This is a genomic window from Pseudomonas sp. Marseille-Q1929 (assembly GCF_017316265.1).
Classification (GTDB): Bacteria; Pseudomonadota; Gammaproteobacteria; order Pseudomonadales; family Pseudomonadaceae; genus Aquipseudomonas.
Genome location: NZ_JAFLWU010000019.1, coordinates 86,411 through 110,616 on the forward strand (window position 1 = coordinate 86,411; position 24,206 = coordinate 110,616).

Annotated in this window: 26 protein-coding genes and 1 tRNA gene; 18 read left to right on the plus strand and 9 right to left on the minus strand. The window is 59.5% G+C overall.

Going from position 1 to position 24,206, the window contains the following annotated elements:
* The first annotated feature begins 30 nt into the window (after positions 1 to 30).
* The 3 genes from J1G37_RS19830 to J1G37_RS19840 all read left to right on the plus strand — a co-directional run bounded on the left by J1G37_RS19830 (position 31) and on the right by J1G37_RS19840 (position 1,039).
* Positions 31 to 104 (plus strand) — tRNA-Gly (locus J1G37_RS19830).
* A gap of 330 nt (positions 105 to 434) precedes the next feature.
* On the plus strand, positions 435 to 728 hold the full coding sequence (locus J1G37_RS19835; RefSeq protein WP_207044752.1) for a type II toxin-antitoxin system RelE/ParE family toxin: 294 nt from the start codon (positions 435 to 437) through the stop codon (positions 726 to 728).
* A gap of 2 nt (positions 729 to 730) precedes the next feature.
* Positions 731 to 1,039: an addiction module antidote protein gene (locus tag J1G37_RS19840; RefSeq protein WP_124525905.1), complete on the plus strand. Its 309-nt coding sequence runs from the start codon at positions 731 to 733 to the stop codon at positions 1,037 to 1,039.
* A 34-nt stretch (positions 1,040 to 1,073) separates the two neighbouring features.
* Here the strand turns inward: J1G37_RS19840 and J1G37_RS19845 are convergent, their stop codons facing one another.
* The gene (locus J1G37_RS19845) at positions 1,074 to 2,237 is read right to left on the minus strand and encodes an MFS transporter (RefSeq protein ID WP_207044755.1); all 1,164 of its coding nucleotides are present in this window, start codon (positions 2,235 to 2,237) and stop codon (positions 1,074 to 1,076) included.
* Positions 2,238 to 2,332: 95 nt separating this feature from the next.
* Here J1G37_RS19845 and J1G37_RS19850 point away from each other — a divergent pair, with 95 nt between their 5' ends.
* From J1G37_RS19850 to J1G37_RS19870, 5 genes are all read left to right on the plus strand, one after another.
* On the plus strand, positions 2,333 to 3,226 hold the full coding sequence (locus J1G37_RS19850) for a LysR family transcriptional regulator (RefSeq protein WP_207044757.1): 894 nt from the start codon (positions 2,333 to 2,335) through the stop codon (positions 3,224 to 3,226).
* Positions 3,227 to 3,394: 168 nt separating this feature from the next.
* On the plus strand, positions 3,395 to 3,577 hold the full coding sequence (locus J1G37_RS19855) for a type II toxin-antitoxin system HicA family toxin (RefSeq protein ID WP_017736377.1): 183 nt from the start codon (positions 3,395 to 3,397) through the stop codon (positions 3,575 to 3,577).
* A 22-nt stretch (positions 3,578 to 3,599) separates the two neighbouring features.
* Entirely contained in the window at positions 3,600 to 4,010 is a 411-nt protein-coding gene (locus J1G37_RS19860; protein ID WP_207044759.1) for a type II toxin-antitoxin system HicB family antitoxin, read from the plus strand.
* A 57-nt stretch (positions 4,011 to 4,067) separates the two neighbouring features.
* Entirely contained in the window at positions 4,068 to 4,421 is a 354-nt protein-coding gene (locus J1G37_RS19865; RefSeq protein ID WP_242551659.1) for a hypothetical protein, read from the plus strand.
* A gap of 97 nt (positions 4,422 to 4,518) precedes the next feature.
* Positions 4,519 to 5,019: a methylated-DNA--[protein]-cysteine S-methyltransferase gene (locus J1G37_RS19870; RefSeq protein WP_207044762.1), complete on the plus strand. Its 501-nt coding sequence runs from the start codon at positions 4,519 to 4,521 to the stop codon at positions 5,017 to 5,019.
* 65 nt (positions 5,020 to 5,084) lie between these two features.
* Here J1G37_RS19870 and J1G37_RS19875 read toward each other — a convergent pair whose 3' ends face one another.
* Together J1G37_RS19875 and J1G37_RS19880 are read right to left on the minus strand one after the other, a co-directional pair.
* On the minus strand, positions 5,085 to 5,612 hold the full coding sequence (locus J1G37_RS19875) for a DUF4142 domain-containing protein (protein WP_207044765.1): 528 nt from the start codon (positions 5,610 to 5,612) through the stop codon (positions 5,085 to 5,087).
* Positions 5,613 to 5,888: 276 nt separating this feature from the next.
* Positions 5,889 to 6,809, minus strand: coding sequence for a LysR family transcriptional regulator (locus J1G37_RS19880; RefSeq protein WP_207044768.1), 921 nt, complete (start codon positions 6,807 to 6,809; stop codon positions 5,889 to 5,891).
* A gap of 68 nt (positions 6,810 to 6,877) precedes the next feature.
* Here J1G37_RS19880 and J1G37_RS19885 point away from each other — a divergent pair, with 68 nt between their 5' ends.
* Positions 6,878 to 7,363, plus strand: coding sequence for a DMT family transporter (locus J1G37_RS19885; protein WP_207044771.1), 486 nt, complete (start codon positions 6,878 to 6,880; stop codon positions 7,361 to 7,363).
* On the opposite strand, the gene J1G37_RS19890 is transcribed toward J1G37_RS19885, so the two are convergent.
* On the minus strand, positions 7,321 to 8,286 hold the full coding sequence (locus J1G37_RS19890; protein WP_207044774.1) for a hydroxymethylglutaryl-CoA lyase: 966 nt from the start codon (positions 8,284 to 8,286) through the stop codon (positions 7,321 to 7,323). The two genes, J1G37_RS19885 and J1G37_RS19890, sit on opposite strands and share 43 nt — an antisense overlap.
* Positions 8,287 to 8,297: 11 nt before the next feature.
* Positions 8,298 to 8,972: an NAD-dependent epimerase/dehydratase family protein gene (locus J1G37_RS19895; RefSeq protein WP_207044777.1), complete on the minus strand. Its 675-nt coding sequence runs from the start codon at positions 8,970 to 8,972 to the stop codon at positions 8,298 to 8,300.
* A 352-nt stretch (positions 8,973 to 9,324) separates the two neighbouring features.
* On the opposite strand from J1G37_RS19895, the gene J1G37_RS19900 reads away from it, so the two are divergent.
* Both J1G37_RS19900 and J1G37_RS19905 read left to right on the plus strand, forming a co-directional pair.
* On the plus strand, positions 9,325 to 10,554 hold the full coding sequence (locus J1G37_RS19900; RefSeq protein WP_207044780.1) for an aminotransferase class I/II-fold pyridoxal phosphate-dependent enzyme: 1,230 nt from the start codon (positions 9,325 to 9,327) through the stop codon (positions 10,552 to 10,554).
* 85 nt (positions 10,555 to 10,639) lie between these two features.
* On the plus strand, positions 10,640 to 11,824 hold the full coding sequence (locus tag J1G37_RS19905) for an MFS transporter (protein WP_207044783.1): 1,185 nt from the start codon (positions 10,640 to 10,642) through the stop codon (positions 11,822 to 11,824).
* On the opposite strand, the gene yiaY is transcribed toward J1G37_RS19905, so the two are convergent.
* On the minus strand, positions 11,791 to 12,939 hold the full coding sequence (yiaY, locus tag J1G37_RS19910) for an L-threonine dehydrogenase (protein ID WP_207044786.1): 1,149 nt from the start codon (positions 12,937 to 12,939) through the stop codon (positions 11,791 to 11,793). The genes J1G37_RS19905 and yiaY overlap by 34 nt on opposite strands.
* 123 nt (positions 12,940 to 13,062) lie before the next feature.
* Here yiaY and J1G37_RS19915 point away from each other — a divergent pair, with 123 nt between their 5' ends.
* Positions 13,063 to 14,079: a DUF4917 family protein gene (locus J1G37_RS19915; protein ID WP_207044789.1), complete on the plus strand. Its 1,017-nt coding sequence runs from the start codon at positions 13,063 to 13,065 to the stop codon at positions 14,077 to 14,079.
* Between the two features lie 123 nt (positions 14,080 to 14,202).
* On the opposite strand, the gene J1G37_RS19920 is transcribed toward J1G37_RS19915, so the two are convergent.
* On the minus strand, positions 14,203 to 14,730 hold the full coding sequence (locus J1G37_RS19920; RefSeq protein WP_207044790.1) for an XRE family transcriptional regulator: 528 nt from the start codon (positions 14,728 to 14,730) through the stop codon (positions 14,203 to 14,205).
* Positions 14,731 to 14,890: 160 nt separating this feature from the next.
* On the opposite strand from J1G37_RS19920, the gene J1G37_RS19925 reads away from it, so the two are divergent.
* The 6 genes from J1G37_RS19925 to J1G37_RS19950 all read left to right on the plus strand — a co-directional run bounded on the left by J1G37_RS19925 (position 14,891) and on the right by J1G37_RS19950 (position 21,973).
* Complete coding sequence (locus J1G37_RS19925; protein ID WP_124525923.1) at positions 14,891 to 15,673, plus strand: aldolase; 783 nt, start codon at positions 14,891 to 14,893, stop codon at positions 15,671 to 15,673.
* 27 nt (positions 15,674 to 15,700) lie between these two features.
* The gene (locus J1G37_RS19930) at positions 15,701 to 16,573 is read left to right on the plus strand and encodes a dihydrodipicolinate synthase family protein (protein WP_207044793.1); all 873 of its coding nucleotides are present in this window, start codon (positions 15,701 to 15,703) and stop codon (positions 16,571 to 16,573) included.
* A gap of 202 nt (positions 16,574 to 16,775) precedes the next feature.
* Positions 16,776 to 17,315 (plus strand): sigma-70 family RNA polymerase sigma factor, encoded by a 540-nt coding sequence (locus tag J1G37_RS19935; protein ID WP_207044796.1) that lies wholly within the window; start codon positions 16,776 to 16,778, stop codon positions 17,313 to 17,315.
* A complete protein-coding gene (locus J1G37_RS19940) occupies positions 17,312 to 18,271 on the plus strand; it encodes a FecR domain-containing protein (RefSeq protein WP_207044799.1) in 960 nt (319 codons plus the stop codon). The genes J1G37_RS19935 and J1G37_RS19940 overlap by 4 nt, the downstream gene beginning before the upstream one ends.
* Positions 18,272 to 18,399: 128 nt before the next feature.
* A complete protein-coding gene (locus tag J1G37_RS19945) occupies positions 18,400 to 20,970 on the plus strand; it encodes a TonB-dependent receptor (RefSeq protein WP_207044803.1) in 2,571 nt (856 codons plus the stop codon).
* A gap of 103 nt (positions 20,971 to 21,073) precedes the next feature.
* Positions 21,074 to 21,973: a DMT family transporter gene (locus J1G37_RS19950; RefSeq protein ID WP_207044806.1), complete on the plus strand. Its 900-nt coding sequence runs from the start codon at positions 21,074 to 21,076 to the stop codon at positions 21,971 to 21,973.
* A gap of 66 nt (positions 21,974 to 22,039) precedes the next feature.
* Here the strand turns inward: J1G37_RS19950 and J1G37_RS19955 are convergent, their stop codons facing one another.
* Together J1G37_RS19955 and J1G37_RS19960 are read right to left on the minus strand one after the other, a co-directional pair.
* A complete protein-coding gene (locus J1G37_RS19955) occupies positions 22,040 to 23,248 on the minus strand; it encodes an SAM-dependent methyltransferase (RefSeq protein WP_207044808.1) in 1,209 nt (402 codons plus the stop codon).
* 247 nt (positions 23,249 to 23,495) lie between these two features.
* The gene (locus tag J1G37_RS19960) at positions 23,496 to 24,113 is read right to left on the minus strand and encodes a TPM domain-containing protein (protein ID WP_017737108.1); all 618 of its coding nucleotides are present in this window, start codon (positions 24,111 to 24,113) and stop codon (positions 23,496 to 23,498) included.
* Positions 24,114 to 24,206: the final 93 nt, after the last annotated feature.

Genomic DNA, 24,206 nt, shown 5'->3' on the forward strand with positions numbered 1-24,206 from the left:
GAACATCTGGTACAAAGTCAGCCGCTCTGAGCGGGTATAGTTTAATGGTAGAACAGTAGCTTCCCAAGCTTCCGACGAGGGTTCGATTCCCTCTACCCGCTCCACTTAATTGTTGGTCCAACGTCAGGATGATTTTGACGGGGGATGCATGAAAAAACCGGCCCTGGTGGCCGGTTTTTTTATGTCTGGGATTCGGTGGTTCGACACGTGTGGCAACTTCGCACAGGCACAACCCAGGCGATTCAGATGGCCGCGTAGGCGGTTTCGCTTAATTCAACACTGCGCCTACGAGCCCATTCTCCTGGCAAATTCTGGCAACAGAAATCGTCTTTGAAACCGAAGTGTTCCCGCCCCATCCTCCGCAACCTTTGCGATCAGTCATTCTTGTTGCCAGATAGTATCCACATGGATACAGTTAGCGCCTGCGAGGTCCTGTGTATTATTCAATCCAGCAAACCCAAGTCTTCGCAGACTGGCATTCAGGTGTTCGCGACCTGAGAGCAAAGATTGCGATTGGCCGGCGTATTGAGAGAGCAAGCAAGGGTAACCTGGGCGATATCAAGGCGCTAGGAAACGGCATCTCAGAAATGCGAGTCGATGTAGGTGTCGGTTATCGCGTGTATTTCACCCTACGAGGCAGAGCGCTCGTCATCTTGCTGGTGGGCGGTGACAAGTCATCGCAAGAAGCCGATATCCGACGGGCAAAAAAAATGGCACAGGAGGTTTGAAAATGCCGCAAACACTGACGACATTCGATATGGCCGAGCTGCTCGACAGTGACGAGGCCATCAGTGAGTACCTCTCTCAGGTGCTGGCCGACGGCGATAACGAAGAGTTTCTGCGTGCCATCGGCTACGTGGCCAAAGCCCGAGGAATGACAAAGATCGCCACTGAGACGGGTATGGGTCGCGAGAGTCTTTACAAGGCGTTCTCCCCCGGCGCAAAACCGCGCTTTGAAACAGTCCTCAAAGTACTCCACTCGCTAGGCATTGATCTGTTTGCACGGCCTGGACATGTCACCAATCACCCAATTATTTGAGCACGCGGCCCGGCCGGCACTGCGACGACGCCCGTCAAGGCACTGAAACCAGCGCGGGTTTAACAGGCTTCCAACCGACCAAGGCGATGAGCAACGTCATCAACTGAAAGACGACAATCAACCCCACACACCCCGCCCAGCCCCACCGCTCCCAGATCAATGCCGGGACGATCGCCCCGCAGCTACCGCCCAGGTAATAACAGGTGAGGTAAATACCCACAGCACCCGCCTTGTTGTCGCCGGCATTGGCCGTGGTGAACGCATTGGCGGCGGCCTGTGCGAGGAACACGCCGGTGGAACTGAAGGCCAGCCCCAACACGATGCACCACAGCGTTGGCACCAAGGTAAGTACCGTGCCCGTGATGCCCAGCACGACAGCGACGCTCAGCAGTTCGCCATGGGGCCGGGCTTTGCTGAGGCGCCCCGCGATGGGGATCACGATCAACGCCAGCAGGAACACCATGTAAAGCGTGCCCAAAGCCGCAGGACCGAGGTTGAATGGCGGCAGGCCAAGGTACAAACCCACGTAGGTAAACGCCGCCACCTGGGAAAACAACACGCAAAAACCTACGGCGTAAGCGGCCAGCAATGGCTGACGAAAAACCCCCGATGAAACGGTTGCCAGCGGCGCCGTACGCGCCCGGTTAACCGGCAACAGAAACTGAATGAACCCGCCCACCATCAGGCTCAGCGCCGCGAGCAACTCGAAGGCTTCGCGCCAGCCCACGTACTCCGTCATCACCCCGGTGACGAAGCGCCCGGCAAACCCACCCAACACGGTGCCCGCCACGTACAGGCTGGTGACTTCGGTGACCGTGCCACCACTCCAACGGTCGCCGATATAGGCCACGCTGGTGGCGAACACCACCGGAATCACCATGCCCTCGACAAACCGCCACACCAGCACTTCGGTAAAACTGTCGGCATAGGCCGTCATCAACGCTGGCACGGCCAACAGCAGCGCCGCCACGCAGATCACCGTGCGTTGCTCGAAACGGCTTGTCAGGCGGCTGACAAACGGCGCCGTGATCGCGACAGCCAACGTCGTCACGGTAATGCTCCACCCCGCCGCCTTGGCGCTGATCTGAAACTGCGCGGCAAAGGTCTGGAGGATGCTCTGGGTCGCATACAGGTTGAGAAACGCCGCGCAGCCACACAGGAACAGGGCAAGACGGGCACAATGCAGGCGCGGTTTCATGAAACCTCTCGTTTTATATTGAGCGGTCTTTATAGAATGCCCGGCAGGTCTTGGACCAATACCGAATCAGGACCGATCAATACCCGAGGGCCAGGATGCTCGACCTACGCAAGCTGCGATACTTTCTGATGGTCGCCGAAGAATTGCACTTCGGCCGCGCCGCCCTTCGCCTGCACTTGGCCCAGCCACCGCTGACCCGACAGATCTCGGCGCTGGAAGCTGAGCTGGGTTTCAAGCTGTTCGATCGCACCAGCCGCACGGTGACGCTGACGGCACAAGGCCGGTCGTTCTTGCCCTATGCGCAGGGTGTGCTGGAGCAGGTGGAGCTGGCGCACGTCATCGCCGGCAAACTCGCGGCAGGTACCGCCGGGCAACTGACGCTGGGGTATGTCAGTTCGATTGCCTTGTCAGACTTGTTCAGCCAGGCGATCCAGGCATTTGCCCAACGCTTTCCCGATGTGCAACTGACCCTGGTGGAATGTGCCTCCGGCAGCCTGGGGGCGCAGGTGGCCGACGGGCGGCTGGACGTCGGGCTGAGTCGTTTACTGCCACAGAGCAAGGCCGTGCAAGCGCTGTCGCTGGGCGAGGAACGGCTGGTAGCGGCCTTATCCACTGACAGCCCGTTGGCAAGCCAGGCGCAGGTCAGCTTGGCGCAGCTCAGTGCTTATCCGCTGATCCTGTTCCCGGCGGATTACGGATCGGGGCTGAACCAATCCATCGAGCAGCTTTACCGCCACCACGGCCAGCCTTTGCGACCCGGGCCGACCGGGCGGCAGATCACCTCGATCATCGCCCTGGTCGCCGCCGGGCAAGGCGTGGCGCTGGTGCCGGAATGTACACAAAGCTTGATGAACAAAGGCGTGACCTACCGGCCGTTGGTGGAAGTGGATGCGTGTGCGCAGTTGCTGGTGCTGACGCCAACCGCATCAAAAAGTGTGTTGGTCGATGCGTTTCTCAGCGTGATGACACAGGCCCTACACACCCGGTAATACCTGGGCAAAACCTCGCAATACCTCTCTGTGGCGCCATGGCTGCGCACTCTTACACTTCAGTCACTGCCTGGCGAAATACCGGTCATCGAAGGTCGGTGGGTAGAGTGTTGATAATTTATTTTTTGTGGTTATAGTCACCACCAACACACACCACAAGGAGGTGTTGTGGATAGCCGATATTTGATAGGTCACATCGTTGCGGACGGTTGGTATCTGGTGCGTACCCGAGGCAGCCATCACCACTTCAAGCACCCGACCAAGCCGGGGCTGGTGACGATCCCTCATCCAAAAAAGGACCTGTTGGACAAGACAGCCAAGAGCATCTTGAAACAAGCTCTGCTGAGCTGACCGTCCCTGGAGGACAACACACATGCTTTACCCCATCGCAATTTCAACCGGTGACGAAAACCACGCCTGGGGTGTGGAAGTACCGGATATTCCCGGCTGCTACTCGGCCGGCGACGACCTGGACGACGCCATGGCCATGGCCCGCGAAGCCATCGAAGGGCACTTCGAGATCCTCGCGGAAGACGGTGCGCCGATTCCCAGCGCGCAGAAAGTCACCCTGCATGCCGCCAACCCACAGTACGCAGGTTGCACCTGGGCAGTGGTCGACATCGATATCACCAAGTACCTGGGCAAGGCGCAGAAACTCAACATCACCCTGCCGGGTTACCTGTTGAACCGCATCGATGACTATGTGCTGCATCATCCCGAAGAAAAAAGCCGCTCGGGTTTCCTGGCATCGGCGGCGCTCAAGGTGTTGCAACAGGACCATTAGGCGCCCTCAGCAAAATCTGACGGTGGCCAAGCGCTAACCTCTGGAAGATGTCAGCTCATGCTGCCCGAGATCGAGACAATGCCTGAATCCAAACCACGCATGCCCAAGCCCATACTGCGCGAGGTAGTGGGCTGGGTGCTGGTTTTGCCACTGCTGCTTTCGTTCGTGAAGCTGCCGTTTCTCCTCGGGTCGGTCATCGCGGCTGGATCGATCGTGGGTTCGGTGTATGGCGTGCTGCTCGCGAGACGCCATGCCAACCGACGCGTGGTCGTGTTCGCCGCTATCGTCACCCTGTTCAACATCATGTCGTTCGTTGTGTTCAGCACGGGCTCACTGCTCATGGCACTCTACTTCACGTTCAGGCTTTTTGGTTATCCGTATCTTTACGAGTGGGTCTACTGGAATTTCTGAGCGCAGGAAAATTCAACCGCAAGAAACGTAGTTTGTGGGCGGGCGTATGAAACTACCCTCGCATGGTAACGTTTGCACACTCTCAAGGAGGCCGCCCATGCCCTACGAATACAAACTCATGCCCTCCCCCGTCGGCCAACTCACGCTAGTGGCCCGCGACGGCAAACTCAGCGCGATCCTGTGGGAAACCGAACGAGCCAACCGTGTGCGCCTGGGTGAACTGCACGAGGCCAACGACAGCCCGGTGCTACTGGAGGCGCAGCGCCAATTACAGGAATACTTCGCCGGCACCCGCAATCAGTTCACGCTGGAACTGGACTTCACCGGCACTGATTTCCAGAAGCAAGTGTGGCAGGCGCTGCTGACCATTCCCTTCGGCGAAACCCGTAGCTACAGCCAGATCGCCCAGCAAATCGGCAACCCCAAAGCCGTACGCGCCGTGGGCGCAGCCAATGGGCGCAATCCGATCTCGATCATCGCGCCCTGCCATCGGGTGATTGGCGCCTCGGGTGAGTTGACCGGGTTTGCCGGTGGCCTGCAAGCCAAGCAATATTTGCTCGCACTGGAAGGTACCGGACAGGCGCAATTGGCCTTCTAGACAAGCCGCAAAAAAAACGGCGGTTGGATTTTTCCAACCGCCGTTTGGCGTTTCAGGCGACAGATTCAACCGTCACTCTGATGGTCCTTACCGTAGGTCGATGCCAGGGCGCGGGCCTTCTGCAAGCGCTCTTGCAACTTGGGCAGCGTCTCATCCACCAGCGCTTTTATTTCCGGCACATCCGAGGCAGCGCCTTCCTGTTTGAACAGGGCAATGGCCTCTTCGTTTTCCTTGACCTGTTGCGCGGTGTAGGCCGCGTCAAAGGAGTCGCCGTCCTTGAGCTCGGGCATCAGGGTCTCGGCTTTGTCGACGATCTTTTCCCTCGGCGCCACCGGCAGTTCAAGCTTCTTGGCGATAGCCGCCAGGTGTTGGTTGGCCAGGGTGCGCTCGTTGATCACCTCAATGGTGTAGTCCTTGATTTCCTGGGACGAGGTCTTGGCGTGGGCCATGCGACTGGTTTCGATATCGGCCATGCCTTTGGCCGACGCCTGCTCGATGAATTCAGCAGGCGACTGGGCGAAAGCATTGCTGGCGCCGAGGCCCAGCAGCATCGCGAAACTGGCGGTGCGTAACCGGATAGCCATGCGGCTCATGATGGGTTCCTCCAGGGCAAAAATAAGTGCGGGGGAACACTCCCCGCCCTGAATTCGAATTTTCATGGCGGCAAAGGTTTAGAAAATACTTGCCAGTGCGACGAACGGTCGTCCTGGCATGGGAATGCAATGCTGAACACACCACCAATCAAAATGTGGGAGCTGGCTTGCCTGCGATGGCGGCGGTACAGGCAATTTATGCATTGCTTGACCCACCGCTATCGCAGGCAAGCCAGCTCCCACAATTGATCTCTGTTGTTCTCCAGATTCCGCAGCTCAAGCTGGCAACTTTAGCCCTTGTATCTGCCCCATCAACCACTGCAACCCCGAATCCCCACCCCGCCGCACATGCCACGCCAACTCCACCGCAAACGAGGGGATATGAAACGGTGGCGGCACCGCCAACAGGTGTGGGTGATCAATATTGACCAAGCCCCGCGACGACACTGTCAGGATCAAATCCGTGCCCTGGATCAACTGCGGTGCCACGCCCCAATGCGGCAGGCTGACCGCCACATGTCGTCGCTCACGAATTGCGGTCAACGCCCGCTCGATTTCCGGCGTCCCACTGCCGCGCATTTCCAGCAACACATGGGGACGCGACAGGTAAGTGGGCAAGTCCAGCACGCCGTCATCCGGCAAGCTGTCGCGGTCTACCAGGCAGGTGTAGTGCTCTTCAAACAGCGGCGTAGTACGCAGTTCCACAGGCATGTCAGGAAAGACCCCGGCAGCCAAATCAAGATCGCCATTGAGCACGCCATCTACCATGCCCTCGCGGCTGGCCTGGATGATTTGCAAGTCGATACCGGGCGCTTCACGGCGCAGCATGCGCACCAGGTCCGGTAGGAAAATCGCCGCGCTGTAGTCCGACATCGCCACCCGAAAGCGGCGCTTGGCCGAGGCCGGATCAAACCGTTTGGGCGCCAACAGCGCCTGCACCTGGGCCAGCGCCTCGGCGAGCGGTGCAGCCAATTCCAACGCGCGAGCGGTGGGCACCAACGTGCCGCCCTGGCGCACCAGCAACGGGTCGCCGAGCAAGTCCCGCAACCGTGCCAGCGCATGGCTCACCGCCGGCTGGCTCAGGTGCACGCGTTCAGCGGCGCGGGTGACGTGTTGCTCGGCGAGCAAGGCGTCGAGGATCACCAGCAGGTTGAGGTCGATGCGGCGCAGATCATTCATCAACTGCATGCTCGGCATAAGAATTTGGAATTTAAATTTGCGCGACGAATACCTTAGAGTCCAGCAAAACCTCTTGGAGATTCACAATGACGACCTTGCATTGGCTGGGTTTATTGGCGCTGGCAGTGATCGCCGGGGCAGTGGTGCCGTTTCAAAGTGCGATCAACGCCAACCTCGGGCGCGGGCTCGGGCACCCGTTGTGGGCCACCTTGGCGTCGCTGCTGGTGAGCATCATCGTGTTGCTGCCGGTGATGGTGGCGCTGCGCTTGCCGTTACCGAGCCTGGGCTTTATCAGCAAAGCCCCGCTGTGGATGTGGGCCGGTGGCGCGTTTGGTGTGTGTTTTATTTCCCTGGCGTTGATGCTGCTGCCCAAGTTGGGCGCGTCGGGATTTATTGCGCTGGCCATGGCCGGGCAGGTGCTGGCGTCACTGGTGCTCGACCACTTTGGCCTGTTCGGCCTGGCGGAGCGCGAACTGACAACGCCCCGGGTGCTGGGGGCGTTGTTGTTGATCGGCGGCGTGGTGTTGATTCAGTTCAGCGCAACGCCCTCGGCGATCAGCGCGGCGACATAATCCGGTGGGGCATGCAGGTCGCAATTGCGCCCGGCCTTGACCACCTGGCCGGGTAGTTCATGGCCCAGCAGCGCTGGCAAGCGCCGGGACATCTGCAACAGATGCGGCAGGTCGATACCGGTATGAATCCCCACCTCCGCGCACAGGTTCACCAGATCCTCCGTACAAATATTGCCCGACGCCCCCGGCGCAAACGGACAGCCGCCGAGGCCACCGAGGGCCGCGTCAAAACGCCGGGCACCGGCCTCGTAGGCGGCCAGCACATTGCACAACCCCAGGCCGCGGGTGTTGTGGAAATGCAGGGTCAGGTCGGCGGCAGGCACGTGTTGCAATACGCGCTTGACCAGGCGTGCTACCTGGCGCGGGTTGGCCATGCCGGTGGTGTCGGCCAGCGTGATGCCCCGGATACCCAGCTCACGATAAGCCTCCACCATCCGCAGCACGCGGTCCTCATCGACCGCCTCTTCGAACGGGCAGCCAAATGTCGTCGCGATGCTGCCGTTGAGACGCACCGGATGGTCGGCAGCAAAGCTGACGATCTCGCCGAACGCCGCCAACGACGCCTCGCAGCGCATGCGCAGGTTGGCCAGGTTGTGGCTCTGGCTGGCGGACATCACCAGGTTCAACTCATCGGCGCAGGACGCGACGGCACGTTGGGCGCCCTTGAGATTGGGGATCAGCGCCACGTAGATGACACCCGACTTGCGCGCGATGCCCTGGAACACCTGCTCGCCATCGCGCAAGGCCGGGATGGCCTTGGGCGAGACGAACGAACCCGCTTCGATCCGCGAGAAACCGGCGCGGGAAAGCTGGTCGATCAAGGCGATCTTGTCGGCCGTCTCCACCCAGGTCGGTTCGATTTGCAAGCCATCACGCGGCGACACTTCCTGCACGATCAGCGCGTCTGAATAATCCACAATCACCGCCTGCTCCTTCAACGACGCTCGTCAGCCAAGCGATTAATCCCAGCCTGCTCCACCACCGGTTGCGGCGCGCCATGACTGGCCGCCTGCAACATCGCCCGGCCGACCGTCTCGGTGCTCACCACCCAACCCGGTTTAACCCGGCGCAGCAACGACAGCAGCGGCCCCAGCACCGAATAAAACGCCTGGTACAACGGCGTCTTCGAGCGCACGCCGTGCAACGGTTGGATCACCCCCGGCCGGAACAGGTACACCGCCTTGAACGGCAGGCGCAGCAAGGCATTTTCGGTCTTGCCCTTGACCCGCGCCCACATCGATTTGCCCGCCTCGGAACTGTCGGTACCGGCGCCGGACACGTAGATAAAGGTCATCTGCGGATTGAGCCGCACCAAGGTACTGGCCGCAACCAAAGTGAGGTCATAGGTGAGGTGGGTGTACTGGATTTCGTTCATGCCCGCCGAAGACACGCCTAGGCAGAAGAAGCACGCATCAAAGCCTTGCAGCAGGTTTTCCAGGGGTTGGAAATCAAGCATGTCGCTGTGCAGCACCTGATGCAGTTTGCCGTGTTCCTGGGTCAGTGCCGTGCGGCCGACGGCGACGACTTCCTGCACGTCGGCGGCCAGCAGGCATTCACGCAGAACACCCTGGCCGACCATGCCGGTGGCGCCGAATAACAGAACTCTCATCAAGTACCCTCCTTATCCAGCCAGTTTTGACTACTCGAGAGACAGATCTTTTAAGACTGTCGTCACATTCGATCCCTGCATTGATACCTTACTCAATCCTGTGAACTACGGCTTCATGAAATCGCACGATATCTTCCGAACCAGCTCACCACATCACTCTAAAATTTACCTCTGGAGCAGCCACCAGCCGAGCCCTAGTAGCCATCAAAAAGACATACGTTCGCCACTACTTATTGTAGGAAGTAGCCCACTTCAAAAACACTTCCCAGAGCAGTTCGACCAAGAAACATCTGACTTACTCGATAAAAAATTTCTCGCTACAGTTTTCCACCCCCCCTTCAAGGATGAAAACATGGAAAACACACAGCCAACCCACAACTATTCGAACCTTAGAAAAGTCATTGAACTCTCAAACAACGACTGGCAATCAGCGCACGCAGGGAAAATTTGCGAGCTCAATGTAACCGTAAAAAACGTAAACCTTCTCACCGATCAACACGGGCGCGAACTGCATCACTTTTGCACGACCTCCTATCTTGGCCTTGACTACCATCAGAAAATACTGGAAGGCGCCATCCAAGGGGTGATAGAAGCCAAGACGCTTCGCATTGCAAACTCAAAAAACCGATGCAAACTTGAAATACTTGAACACTATGAAACAGAACTATCATCTCTTTTCAACGCAACCTGCCTAAGCACACTCTCCTGCAGCGCGGCCAGTTCTGGTTTATTGCCTCTTATAGCCAGCGGCCTGTTTACCGGCAACTGCCCACCCACCCTGTTATTTGACAAGTTCTCTCACTATTCAATGAACCACCTGAAAGCGTTCTGTGCAGATGAAACGGAAGTGATAACCGCTCCTCACAATGACATGTGTTTTATCGAAGACTTGTGCCAAAAACGCAAGCATGTCGCTTATATCGCGGATGGTCTATATAGCATGGGTGGAGCAACGGACATTGACGGGCTACTGTACCTTAAATCCCGTTATGGACTATTTCTTTACCTGGACGATTCGCATGCGATATCCGCATTCGGAGCACGGGGCAGCGGTTTTGTAAGAACGCGCTTGCAAGCACTGGACAATCACACCGTAGTCGTAGCGTCGCTTGGCAAAGCATTCGGCGCGAGCGGAGGGATCGTGATGTTTGGTGACGATAAACATAAAAACTTAATGCATCGATATGGTGGCCCCAGCAACTGGTCCCAAAGTCTGAATTCAGCCGCCATAGGTGCAGGTTTAGCATCTATAAAAATTCACCAAACAACAGAGCTGGACATGCTTCAAGAAAAGCTCGCCGACAACATCAAATTATTTGACAGTCTTATCCATACCGAGCAATGGGGCATGAATACAGCGATCAGGCTAGTGAACTGTGGCGCTGCGGAGAAGGCGAACGCACTCTCCATACAGCTTGCCGATAGTGGCTTTTTCACTTCCGCGGTATTTTTCCCTGTCGTCCCTAAGGGCAAGGCAGCCATTCGCATAACGCTGCGAGCAGACATGAGCAGTGAAATCTTGCATGCATTCTGCAAAAAACTCACACGTCTGTTAGAAGAAACCATGACTACGTCAACGTGAATACTTGAACTGCTGGCAACTACCGAGGGTTGAATCGTTCATTCAATCGATGCGTTATTAACCGTTACAGTGACGAATTCCCCCTTTGAAAAACACTCTGTTGATATTGGCATGCTGCGCGACCTTCCTTGCCCAAGCCGGGCTCAGCAGTTACTTACCTGCTGTCCCGGCTATCGCCCACGCTTTACTGGCCGCAGAGGACACAGTAACGCCTGCCTTGGCCGTTTATCTAGTCGGCATGGCATTGCCTATGCTCTTGTGGGGGAGCCTGGGTGAACGGTTTGGCCGAAAACCTGTGATGGTGGCAGCATTAGCCGTGTACGCACTGGCAAGTGCGGCGATACCGTCGGCGTTTAACGTTGAATCCTTTCTGTCGCTGAGACTGATCCAAGGCTTGGGCGCAGGTGGTGTTTCGGTGATGGCGCGGGTTTTGATTCGGGATAGCTTCAGTGGCGCGTTGTTGGCCAAAGGGCTGTCTTGGTTGGGCATGACGTTTGTGGTCGCATTGGGTATTGGTCAATTCGTGGGCTCGGTGGCACAGGCAGCACTCGGCTGGGAGGCGATTTTTTACGGATTGGCGATTGGCGCTATCGGGCTGATCGTACTGCTGTGCAGAGAGCCATTTCCCGAACGGGTAAGCACCGATTCGTCGGTTTCTGCGTGGAGTATCTACGCCAGGTTGGTGCGGCATCCGCCGTTTCTACACCCAGTATTGGTTGGCGGGTTTGGCTATGGCGTGATCATTGCGTTCAACACCTGCGCACCCTTGATATTGCAAGGAAGTTTCGGGTGGAGCGCAACGCAATATGGCTGGCTGGGTTGGCCTATCAGTACGGCCTATCTGGTAGGGGCGATGATGGTAAATCGTTTCGTTGCTCGTGCAGGAAGGGTGAGCATGCTGGTTTGGGGCGTGGCGCTGCTGCTCATGAGTACCACCGTGATGCTGTTAGGTAGCGTATTTGCCAGCGGCATTGCGGCGCTGCTATGGCTGCCGTATTGCCTGGCCGTATTGGGCCAATCAATGAGTTACCCGATCAGTTTGTCACTTGCCAACGATGACTCACCAGTAGGCGGCGCCTACGCCATGGCCTTAAGTGGTTTTATCCACCAATTCATGGCTGCCTTGATTGGCGGCGTCGCGAGCCTGCTGGTGACTCAGCAAGCATGGCCGTTAACGCTGTTGTGCCTGACGCTGGCGGGCAGCGCATGCGTGTGCGTCACCCGCTGCAAGGCAGATCAGAACGCGTTACGGAAGATCTCCTCAATCTGACGCTGATCCGCGCGCCGTGGATTGGTTAGCCCACACGCATCCTTCAACGCATTGCTGGCGAGCAGCGGAATGTCCTGCAACTTGGCGCCAAGCTCACGCAGGCCGGCCGGGATATCTACGTCCTGGGACAGGCTGCGGATCGCCGCGATCGCCGCCTGGGCCCCCTCTTCCACGGTGACGCCTTTGACATCCGCACCCAACGCGCGGCCCACGTCGCTCAAGCGTTTGGCGCTGACGCTGGCGTTGAAGCTCTGCACATGGGGCAACAACACCGCGTTGCACACGCCGTGGGGCAAGTCATACAGGCCGCCCAACTGGTGCGCCATGGCATGGACAAAACCCAGGGACGCGTTGTTGAACGCCATGCCGGCGAGGAATTGCGCGTAGGCCATGTTTTCCCGCGCGGCCTTGTCACTGCCGTCGCGCACAGCCAGGCGCAGGTTGGCGCTGATCAGTTCGATGGCCTTGATCGCACAGGCGTCGGTGATCGGCGTGGCGGCGGTGGACACGTAGGCTTCGATGGCGTGGGTCAGGGCGTCCATGCCGGTGGCGGCGGTGAGGCCCTTGGGCATGCCGACCATCAGCGCCGGGTCGTTGACCGACAGCAGCGGCGTGACGTTACGATCGACGATGGCCATTTTTACGTGGCGGGTTTCATCGGTGATGATGCAGAACCGGGTCATCTCGCTGGCGGTGCCGGCGGTGGTGTTGATAGCCACCAGCGGCAGTTGCGGTTTGCTCGACTGGTCCACGCCTTCGTAGTCGCCAATATGCCCGCCGTTGGTGGCGCACAGCGCGATGCCCTTGGCGCAGTCATGGGGCGAACCGCCGCCCAGGGACACCACGAAATCGCAGGCGCTTTCCTGCAACAGCGCCAGGCCTTTCTCGACGTTTTCCACATTGGGGTTGGGCTTGGCGCCGTCGTAGATCACCGAATCGATGTCCTGCATCGCCAGTTTCTCGGCGATCATGCTGGCCACGCCGGCTTTGGCCAGGCCCGCGTCGGTGACGATCAGCGCCTTGTGAAAGCCGTAGTTGCGGATGGCGGTCATGGCTTCGTCGAGGCAGTCGGTGCCCATGATGTTGACGGCGGGAATAAAGAAGGTGCTGCTCATGGCTAATCCTCGTAGGCTTTATGCCTACAGAATCAACCGCTGACGGCCACAGCATCTTGATCAGGATCAACGCCCGCTCGTGATAAAGTCACCGCCCAGCCGATTTCGAGTAGACCCGCCGCAATGAAGGATTTCCAGGATATTGACGCCCACCTTGAAGACTGGAGCGCCCTGCGCGGCGCCATCGACTTCAGCGGGATTCTGATCGGCAACGGCGCCAGTCGTACGATTTGGGAAGACTTTGCCTACGACTCGCTGTTCGAAAACGCGCGCACCGTCGAAGAAAAACCCCTGAGTCCATCCGAACTCAGTGTGTTCGACGCCCTGCAAACCCGCAGTTTCGAGCAGGCCCTGGGCGCCCTGAAAACCACCAGCCGGGTCAACAAGGCGCTGGCGGTCAGCTCGGCGGCGCCGCGCAATCGCTACTACGCGATCAAGGAAGCGCTGATTAACACCATCCACGCCGTGCATATCCCGTGGCGCCTGGTGCAACCGTCGACACTGGAGACGATCAACCGCGAACTGGCGAGCTACTCCACGGTATTCACGAGCAACTACGACTTGCTCAACTACTGGGCGATCCTGCACACACCGGGCATCGACGACCTGTTCCGCAGCGCCGACGCCAGCTTCGACCTGCGCAACACCCACACCAGCGCCACGCGCATCCTCTACCTGCACGGCGGCCTGCACCTGGTGCGCAACCTCGACGGCACCGCGCGCAAATTGCCGACCACCGACAGCACCTTGCTCAGCAGTTTTGCGATCAACAACACGATCAAGACCCTGGATGATGTGCCGCTGTTTGTCAGCGAAGGCAAGGTGGAAGAGAAACTGAAGACCATCCGCAGCTCGGATTATCTGTCGTTCTGCTATGAGCAGTTGCTCGGCCATCAGGGCGCGCTGTGCATCTTTGGCCACGACTTGGGCGCGCAGGATAAACACTTGGTGGATGCGATTTGCCAGGCCAAGTTGAGCACCCTGGCGATCTCGGTGTCGGGGCGCAGTGATGGGTTTATTCGGCAGCAGAAGCGGCGGTATTCGGAGATGTTCGAGGGGACGGGTGTGGAGCTGAGGTTCTTTGCGGCACGTACCCATTCGCTCGGCAATCCCACACTGTCCGTCCCTGTCGAACGCTGATCAAAATGTGGGAGCGGGCTTGCTCGCGAATACGGTGGGTCAGGCAGAACATCTGTGCCTGATACACCGTATTCGCGAGCAAGCCCGCTCCCACATTGGTCGCATTTCAAGGCGCAGTCAGCGTCACTCGTCCCTGCTGTGGACAACCACCAGCAACTGCGCCTGCACCGGCCCCACCGACCTCAGCCGATGGGGCTTCTGTGCATTGAAATGCAGCGCATCGCCGCGCTCCAGAATCACCCGTTCATTCATGAAATCCACTTCCACCTGGCCTTCATGCACGAACAGAAACTCCTCCCCCAGGTGCTCCTTGAAGGTCTTATCGGTGAACTCCGCCGGCGGATAGATGATGAACGGCAGCAGGCTGCGCTCACTTACCTGATGGGCCAGCACCGCATAACCCGGCGCGGTATCGGGCCGTTCATGGCTGCGCACCAGGCTGTAGCTGTCGAGGCTGACGCTGTCTTCGCTGAACAGCTCTTCGACCTTCACGTTCAATGCCTTGGCCAGTTTCAGCGCGGCCGCAATCGACGGTGTATTGAGCCCGCGTTCAACCTTGGACAGGTAACTCTTGGTCATGCCGGACTTTTCGGCCAGCACGTCCAACGTCACGCCAAGTTTTTTTCTCAATAATTTCAAACGGATAGACATGTGCTGCGGTTAGTCCATGCAGAAAACGATAAGCTGCGCTTGCCAATGACACTTTGTGTCATATAGCATCTTTAGTGTCATTTGCGTTCACCCAACGACCTTGCGAGCAGCGGGAGACCAGCAAACCAGACGTCCATTGAACCACCCAAAGGACACCGATATGGCCAAGACATTAGCACTCCCCAAAGACCAGCTGGTCAAGCAAGCACTGATCCAGATGCAAAACACCCTGGCGGATAATACGTGGACCGACCGGCAAAAGCTGGCGCTCACGTGCCGCATCCTGTTCGAGAACGGCCACGACTCCGGCCTGGCCGGGCAGATCACCGCCCGTGGGCCAACGCCTGGCACCTATTACACTCAGCAACTGGGCCTGGGCTTTGACGAAATCACCGCCAGCAACTTGCTGCTGGTCAACGAGGACCTTGAAGTGCTGGAAGGCCATGGAATCCCCAACCCGGCCAACCGTTTCCACAGTTGGGTGTACCGTGGGCGGCCGGATGTGAATTGCATCATCCATACGCACCCCACGCACATCGCTGCGCTGTCGATGCTGGAAGTGCCGTTGCAGGTGTCCCACATGGACCTCTGCCCGCTGTACGAAGACTGTGCGTTCCTGGAAGCCTGGCCGGGGGTGCCGGTGGGTAATGAAGAAGGCGAAATCATCACGGCAGCCCTGGGCGACAAGCGCGCGATCCTGCTGTCGCACCACGGTCAACTGTCCACGGGGGCGAGCATCGAGGAGGCCTGTGTGATCGCGCAGTTGATCGAACGTGCGGCCAAGTTGCAGTTGCTGGCGATGGCGGCGGGCACCATCAAGCCGATCCTGCCGGAACTGGGTCGTGAAGCCCACGACTGGATCTCCCGGCCCAAGCGCCACGGCGCCGCGTTCAATTACTACGCCCGGCAGAACCTGCGCCAACACGCCGATTGCCTGAACTGATTGCCCTTTTTCGACCGGAGACCCTCCATGTCCAGCCCAACTATTCACGGCATCATCGGCTACACCATCACCCCTTTCAGCGCCGACGGTTCGCGCATTGACCTCGACGCCCTCGGCCGCTCCATCGACCGCTTGATCGCCAGCGGCGTGCATGCCATCGCGCCCTTGGGCAGCACCGGCGAAGGCGCCTACCTGAGCGACGCCGAATGGGATGAAGTGAGCGCCTACAGCCTGGCAAAAATCGCCCGGCGCGTGCCCACCGTCGTCAGCGTGTCCGATCTGACCACCGCCAAAGCCGTGCGCCGCGCCCGTTACGCCGAAGCCAATGGCGCCGACGTGGTGATGGTGCTGCCCGCCTCGTACTGGAAGCTCAGCGAAGCGGAAATCCTCGCCCACTACGCTGCGATTGGCGACAGCATCGGCGTGCCGATCATGCTTTACAACAACCCGGCCACCAGCGGCACCGACATGTCGGTGGAGTTGATCCTGCGCATCATCAAGCAGGTCGCCAATGTGACGATGGTCAAGGAAAGCACCGGCGATATCCAACGCATGCACCAGTTGCATCGCCAGAGTGACGTGCCGTTCTACAACGGCTGCAACCCCCTGGCGTTGGAAGCCTTCGCGGCCGGTGCCAAGGGGTGGTGCACGGCGGCGCCGAACCTGATCCCAAAGCTCAACCTGGATTTGTATGACGCGGTGCTGGCCAATGACCTGACAAAAGCACGGGCGCTGTTCTATCGCCAGTTGCCGCTGCTGGAGTTCATTCTCAAAGGGGGTTTGCCGGCGACGATCAAGGCCGGGTTGCGCTTGACCGGGTTAGAAGCGGGCGATCCGCGCTTGCCGGTATTTCCGTTGGGTGAAGCGGCGATCGAACAGCTGAAAACATTACTGAAATAAAGCCACAATCCCCTGTGGGAGCGGGCTTGCTCGCGAATGCGGTGGATCAGTTGAAATACCTGTGACTGACACACCGCCTTCGCGAGCAAGCCCGCTCCCACATTTTTGATCTCGAGCGTCCGTAATATATAGAGACAAATAGCAATGGTTCTCGATACCATTCGCGACTTTCCTCCGTCGTGCTTCGTCAAGAAGGATATCCATGTCTCGTCCCAAGCCCGACCCGTTGGCGGCCGATGCCTTTCGCGGTTTTTATACAGATATCCTGTATTTCCTGCGCAAACGCACGGACAACGCCAGCGACGCGGCGGACATGACCCAGGATGTCTTCACCCAATGGCTGGACTACCGCGACCGCGCCAAGGTCGAGCAGCCACGGGCGTTTCTGTTCCAGATGGCGCGCAACCTGCTGCGCGATCACTGGCGTAAACAGAAGGTACGGCAGACCGTCCACCAGGATCAGGCCGAAAGGGACTTGGAACCTGCCACCGACGAGCAAAACGAACCCATGGCCGCCGCGCAACGCTTGCAACGCCTGGAACAGTTGAAAGAAGTCCTCGCCGAACTCTCGCCCCGCCGACGAGAAGCCCTTATGCTGCACCGCTTCGAAGGCCTGAGCCAGGCGCAGATCGCCGAACGCATGGGCATTTCCACGAGCATGGTGGAAAAGCACATCGCCTTGGCCCTGCTGCATTGCAAACGACGCCTTCAACACGAACCCGGCACGGAGCAGCCAGAATGAACCGCCTGAGCGACATCGACATCGAGGACAGCGACTCCATCGACGCCCAAGCCGCCAGCTGGTTTGCACGCAACCACAGCGAAACCGACCGCGCCGACCGCAAGGCCTTTGCCGCCTGGCAGGCCGAGCCGGCCCATGCCCGCGCCTATGCTGAATTCGAGCAGCTGTGGGCGGACCTCGCCCAGTTGCAGCAACTGAACAAACCCGTGGCGCTGCCCCAGCGCAAACCGTCCGCGTGGCGCCCGGCCCTGGCCGTGGCGGCCGCCTTGCTGTGCGCAATCATGGCCACGCATATCGGCGCGCCCCGCGAGTTGTATCACACCCAGGTCGCAGCCCACGCCAAAGGCATGCACACCCTCAATCTGCCCGATGGCAGCACCTTGTATGTGAATGCCAACACCCGCGTGCGGGTGGAGTTCACCGCGTACCAGCGCATCGTGCACCTGGACAAAGGCCAGCTGTACCTCGAAGTGGCCGCCGACAAGGAACGCCCGCTGTTCGTGCAAGCGGGCGAGGCCAATGTGCGCGTGGTCGGCACCGGCTTCGATGTGCGGCGCAGCCAGCAGCAACTGGTGGTCAGCGTCGCCCATGGCCAGGTCGCCTTCGAGCCGGATGCCAAAAGCCCCGTCACCCTATTGGGCGCACAGCAGCGCGCGATCTTCAGCTACGCCAAGGGCACGTTGCAGCAACAGACCCTCACCGCCGAAGAGGTGGCCGACTGGCGCAGCGGTCACCTGTCGTTTCGCAACCGCGAGCTGGTCAGCCTGATCGATGAATTGAGTCTGTACCGCCCACAGGCACCGTTGCAGGTCAGTAACGCCGTGGCGCACTTGAAGGTCTCGGGCAACCTGGATGTGAATGATCCCGACGCCCTGCTCAACGCCCTGCCCGCCCTGTTACCGGTGAAAACCGTGGCGTCGGCCGATGGCATCGTACGCATCGAACCGAGCAAATAACCCTGCAAGATTCTTATTTGAGAATATTTTGCATTCGCAGGTGTGGTTTTTTCGAGCAGCCGCGTCTTCCCCCGGTCTGCGTTTGATACGCACACCTTTTCGGCCACTTGGCCACACCGGGGGATTTCATGTTTCGCGCGCCTTGCCACGCTTCGCACCTGTTTCTTCGACCGACGCTCATCGCCAGTTGCCTGGTATTCAGCCTCAGTGCACAGGCCGATTCGCTCACGCTGCAACTGCCAGCGCAATCACTGGCGACGTCCCTCAGCCAGGTGGCGCAACAGGCACAGATCCAGTTGCTGTTCGATGAAGAGCTGCTCAAGAACGTGCAAGCCCCCGCGCTCAACGGCGACTTCACGCCGGAAGTGGCGATTCGCACCCTGTTGAAAAACGGCGAGTTCACCCTGATCAAGGTCGGCAGCACCTACGTCGTGCGCCCCGATGAGGGCAAGACCACCAACAGCGGCGTTGTTCAACTGGATGCACTGAGCGTGATCGGCACCGGTAGCCAGGTCGACTCCAGCACAGTGGGCCGCTCCACCCTGAGCCAGGCGGATATCGACCGCTACCAGCCCGATAACATTCCTTCGCTGTTGCAGACCCTGCCCGGCGTCTCCATGGGTGGCTCGCCCAAGCCGGGCGGCCAGACCATGAACATCCGCGGCATGGGCGATGCCGAAGATGTGCCGATGACCGTGGATGGTGCGGCCAAAAGCGGGTTCGAGCGTTATCAACAAGGCACCATTTTCATCGAGCCCGAGTTGATCAAAAGCATTGAGGTGGAGAAAGGCCCTTACTCGCCATTCACCGGTAACGGCGGTTTTGGCGGCACGGTCAACATGATCACCAAGGACGCACCCGACCTGCTCAAGGACGGGCGCAACGCCGGGGCGATGATCAAATACGGCTACGCCAGCAACAACCACGAGCAGGTCTACACCGGCGCCGTGTATGGCCGCACCGACGACGGCCGCATGGACGGCCTGGCCTACCTGACCAAGCGCGACGGCGACGACCTCAAGCTCGCCGGCACACCGCCCGACCCGCGCAATGAATACCCGATCAACCCCAAACGGTTGCCCAACAGCGCGCAGGATGTCGACGGCCAGCTGTTCAAGTTCAACGCGTATTTCACCGATGAACACAGCATGGGCCTGTCTTACTCTCGCGCCCAAAGCCAACGTATGACGCCGTTCTCGGCTAAGTCCTACCCATCACCACCGACACAATCGGCCATCGACCGTTATGGCTACGCAACGGCGGTGTCTCGCTTCCTGGCCGACCGCGACACAGTGGACACCACCTGGTCGAGCAAGTACGAATATCACCCGTTGAACAACCCGCTGATCGACCTGAAGCTGAGCTACTCGGAGTCCAATACCGACCAGACCGATGAGCGCGCCGAGAATGCCGTCATTGGCCTGGCTACCGGTGGACGCAAGATGGATACGTCCTACACCGACCGCATCCTTGAATTGCGCAATACCAGCCTGCTGACCACCGGCCCGTTGGAGCACGCGGTGACCACGGGCGTGCAGATCCGCAAGCACAAGCGCGAAACCGAAAGCTGGATGCCGGGCGCAACCTACAACACCGCCAAATACAACTATGGGCATTTCCAGCCGTATTTCATGCCCCACGGCAAGGTCGATAGCAACGCGTTCTACATCCAGGACGCGATTACCCTGGGCGACGTGACCCTCACGCCGTCCCTGCGTTACGACCACGTGCGCAACCGCGGCGAAGCCAACGATGCGCCGTACTACAGCAACCCGGACCCGAAAGTGGGCCACGACTACAGCGACCGCACCTACACCGGATGGTCGCCGCGCCTGGCGGCGTTCTGGAACGTGACCCCGGATGTGGCCTTCTTCGCCAGTTGGAACCGTACGTGGCGCGCACCGGTGATCGATGAACAGTACGAAGTCCAGGGCGGCCTCAGCACCCGCAGCGCCACCAGCCTGAACCTCGACCCGGAGCGCATTACGGCGATTACCGCAGGCAACGTCACCAACTTCTCGGGGCTATTCACCCGCGAGGACAACCTGCAACTGCGCACCACGCTGTTCCACAACCGTATTGAAGACGAAATCATGAAAGCCACCGGCGTCGGCTGCGAACGACAGTTGACCGTGTCGGGCAGTATCGATTCGGTATGCAGTGACGCGGCAGCCAGGACCAACTATCGCAATGTGGGTGGCATGACCATCAAGGGCTTCGAGCTGGAGAGCTACTACGACTCGACCTACCTGTTCGGCTCCCTGACTTACTCCTGGGCCACAGGCAAGCGCGACAACCCCTACACCAACCCCTGGGCGACAGACCTGCACGTATGGGCGCGGGATATCCCACCGGCCAAATGGGTGGTGGTGCTGGGTACCAAGATCCCGAGCTGGGATGCGCAGGTGGGCTGGCAGGGCCAGTTCGTACGCAAGACCGATCGCGTGCCCACCGATGTTTACGCGGGCGGTTTGAACTCCAGCATCGGCGACTTCATCTACGACCAGACGGAGAACGCCAGCTACGACACACAAGGCCTGTTCGCCAATTGGAAACCACAGCAGGCCGGTCTCAAGGGCACCGAGATCAACTTCACCGTCGACAACCTCTTCAACCGCTTCTACCAACCGGCACTCAGCGGCGAAGGTGTCTACAGCCAAGGCCGCAACGCCAAGATCAGCATCACGCGCTTCTTCTGAAAAACTGTACGGATAAATCCGCACCCAGCTGTAGGCCCTTGATTGGCGGGGGGTGTGGCTAGATGGGCTTCCCTTGAAGCCCTCTAGATTCTGGTTGCCTTCCATGAGCTCGCGCGAAAACACCGGCATGGCCCTCGGCCTGCTGGGCGTCATCATCTTCAGCCTGACCCTGCCCTTCACCCGCATCGTGGTGCAGGAAATCCACCCGCTGCTCAACGGCCTCGGCCGTGCGCTGTTCGCGGCGGTGCCGGCGGCGGCGTTGTTGCTGTGGCGCCGTGAGCAATGGCCAACCTGGCGCCAGGTGCGCGGGCTGTGCCTGGTGATTGCCGGGGTGATCCTCGGCTTCCCGGTGCTGTCGGCGTGGGCCATGCAAACCCTGCCGGCGTCCCATGGCGCGCTGGTCAACGGCCTGCAACCGCTGTGCGTGGCGTTGTATGCGGCGTGGCTGTCCCACGAGCGGCCGTCCAAAGCCTTCTGGGCCTGCGCGGCGCTGGGCAGTGGCTTGGTGTTGAGTTATGCGTTGATCACCGGCGCCGGCAGCATTCAGGCGGGCGATTTGTTGATGCTCGGCGCCATCGCCGTGGGCGGCCTGGGCTATGCCGAAGGTGGCCGACTGGCCAAGGAGATGGGTGGCTGGCAGGTGATCTGCTGGGCGCTGGTGCTCTCGACGCCGGTATTGATCGGCCCGGTGTGGTACCTGGCGGCGCAGCATCAAGGGGCGATCTCCATGGGCACCTGGTGGGCGTTTGGCTATGTGTCGCTGTTCTCGCAGTTCCTCGGGTTCTTTGCCTGGTATGCCGGGTTGGCCATGGGCGGGATCGCGCGGGTGAGCCAGATCCAGTTGTTGCAGATCTTCTTTACCATCGCGTTTTCGGCGTTGTTCTTTGGTGAACAGATCGAGCCGATTACCTGGGTGTTTGCGTGTGGGGTGATTGTGACGGTGATGCTGGGGCGCAAGACCAGCGTGCAGCCAGCACCCATTCCCAAGCCGAACACAATCTAACGGTGGAAGAAGATCTGTGTGGGAGCCCGCTCCCACACAAGCCCTATCACACAGGGGATTCTGTGTTCAGCTTAAGTAGCCATCCGTCCGCAGCAGGGTTTCCAGGCAGTGTTCGGTGATGTGGTAGAACGCCTTCAGTTCCTGGATCTTCTCCAGCAACTGCGCATTGTCCATCGGCTCCGCACGCTTCACCGCCAGGATCATCTTGTTCTTGTTGGTGTGGTCCAACGAGATGAACTCAAACACCTTGGTCTCATAACCACAGGCTTCCAAAAACAACGCACGCAAACTGTCGGTGACCATCTCGGCCTGCTGGCCCAGGTGCAAACCGTATTGCAGCATCGGCTTCAACAACGCCGGGCTCTGGATCTGCAGGCGGATCTGTTTGTGGCAGCACGGCGAGCACATGATGATCGACGCACCGGAGCGGATGCCGGTGTGGATCGCATAGTCGGTGGCAATGTCGCAGGCATGCAGGGCGATCATCACGTCCAGTTCGCTGGGCGCCACGCTGCGCACGTCGCCGCACTTGAACACCAGCCCCGGATGTTCCAGGCGCGCGGCGGCGGTGTTGCACAGGGTCACCATGTCTTCACGCAGCTCGACGCCCGTCACTTCGCCCTCGGCCTTGAGGGTGTTGCGCAGGTAGTCGTGGATGGCGAACGTCAGGTAGCCCTTGCCCGAACCGAAATCGGCCACGCGCACCGGCTGGTCGAGTTTGAGCGGTGAAGTGGTCAGCGCATGGCTGAACACTTCGATGAACTTGTTGATCTGCTTCCACTTGCGCGACATCGACGGGATCAGCGCCTGCTTGGCGTCGGTCACGCCGAGGTCGGCGAGGAATGGCCGGCTGAGGTCGAGGAAGCGATTCTTCTCGCGGTTGTGCTCGGCGCTCGGCGCCTCGCGCAATTGCTGCGGCTTGCTTTTGAACAGCGAGCTTTTGTTCTTCTTGCTGTATTCCAGCTGGGCTTCGTCGGTCAGCGACAGCAGGTGCGCGTTCTTGAACTGCGCCGGCAGCAACGCGGCAATCGTCGCCACGCCCTCGGCCACGGGGAAGTTCTTGGTGATGTCACGGGTTTTATAGCGATAGACGAAGGACAGGCATGGCTGTTCCTTGACCGTCACCGCCTTGATGATCAGGCGTTGCAACTCGGCTTCGTCACCGACGTACTTGGCCAGCACCAGCTTGATAAAGGCGTTCTGCGCAAGGCTGGTGCCCAGCAGTTCGATGAACTGGGCGTGGTGGTCGCTGACGGGTTGAGCGGTGACAGACATGAACAAAAACGCCTCGGGCAGGGAATGCCGGGCATTTTAGGGGGGATGGGGCTGGAGGGCACGGGGTTATTTGACTAACGGTCGATGAACCGCCACAAACCAAATGTGAACACTGGCTTGTGTGGGAGCTGGCTTGCCTGCGATGGCGGTGGGCCAGCTTGCTTCCCTATTGCTGATACACCGCCATCGCAGGCAAGCCAGCTCCCACATGAAACATGTTTCCACATGTAGAACTGTGTTGTCTCGATTATTTGAGGACGACCAGGCGATTCGGCAGCTCGTTACGGGTCTGCGTCACCGGCACATGCACCTTCAACAACTCGCCGCACGCCTCGATGCAGTCGATAAACCCCGCCAGCGTCTGCCCCTGCTTCACCTGCTGGGTAAACGCCTGCACGATGGCATCCCAACTGCCGTCATCCAACCGCTTGGAAATCCCGTCATCCACCAGGATCTCCACATACCGCTCCGCCTCGCTGACAAAGATCAGCACGCCGGTGCTGCCCAGCGTGTGGTGCAGGTTCTGCTCCAGAAACTGCCGCCGTGCCAGGTTGGACGCGCGCCAGTGGCGCACGGAACGGGGGATCAGTCGGGTGGTGACCTTGGGCAAGCGAAACACCAGGCACAACACGATGAACGTCGCCCATTGCGCCAGCAGCAAGGTGTACATGGTCAGGTAGCCCGACAGGTAATGCACCACACCCGGCACCACCAATGCGATGAGGCTGGCCCACAGCAACGGAATATAGGCGTAGTCATCGGCGCGGGCAGCCAGCACGGTCACCAGTTCGGCGTCGGTGGTTTTTTCGACGCGGGCAATCGCTTCGGCCACTTGGCGCTGCTCGTGTTCAGTCAGTAATGCCATGGTTGTAGACGCTCTTTTCTAGTTATTGTCATTACCAGCCACCCGATGCCCCGCCGCCGCCGAAGCCTCCACCGCCGCCCCGGCAACCACCAC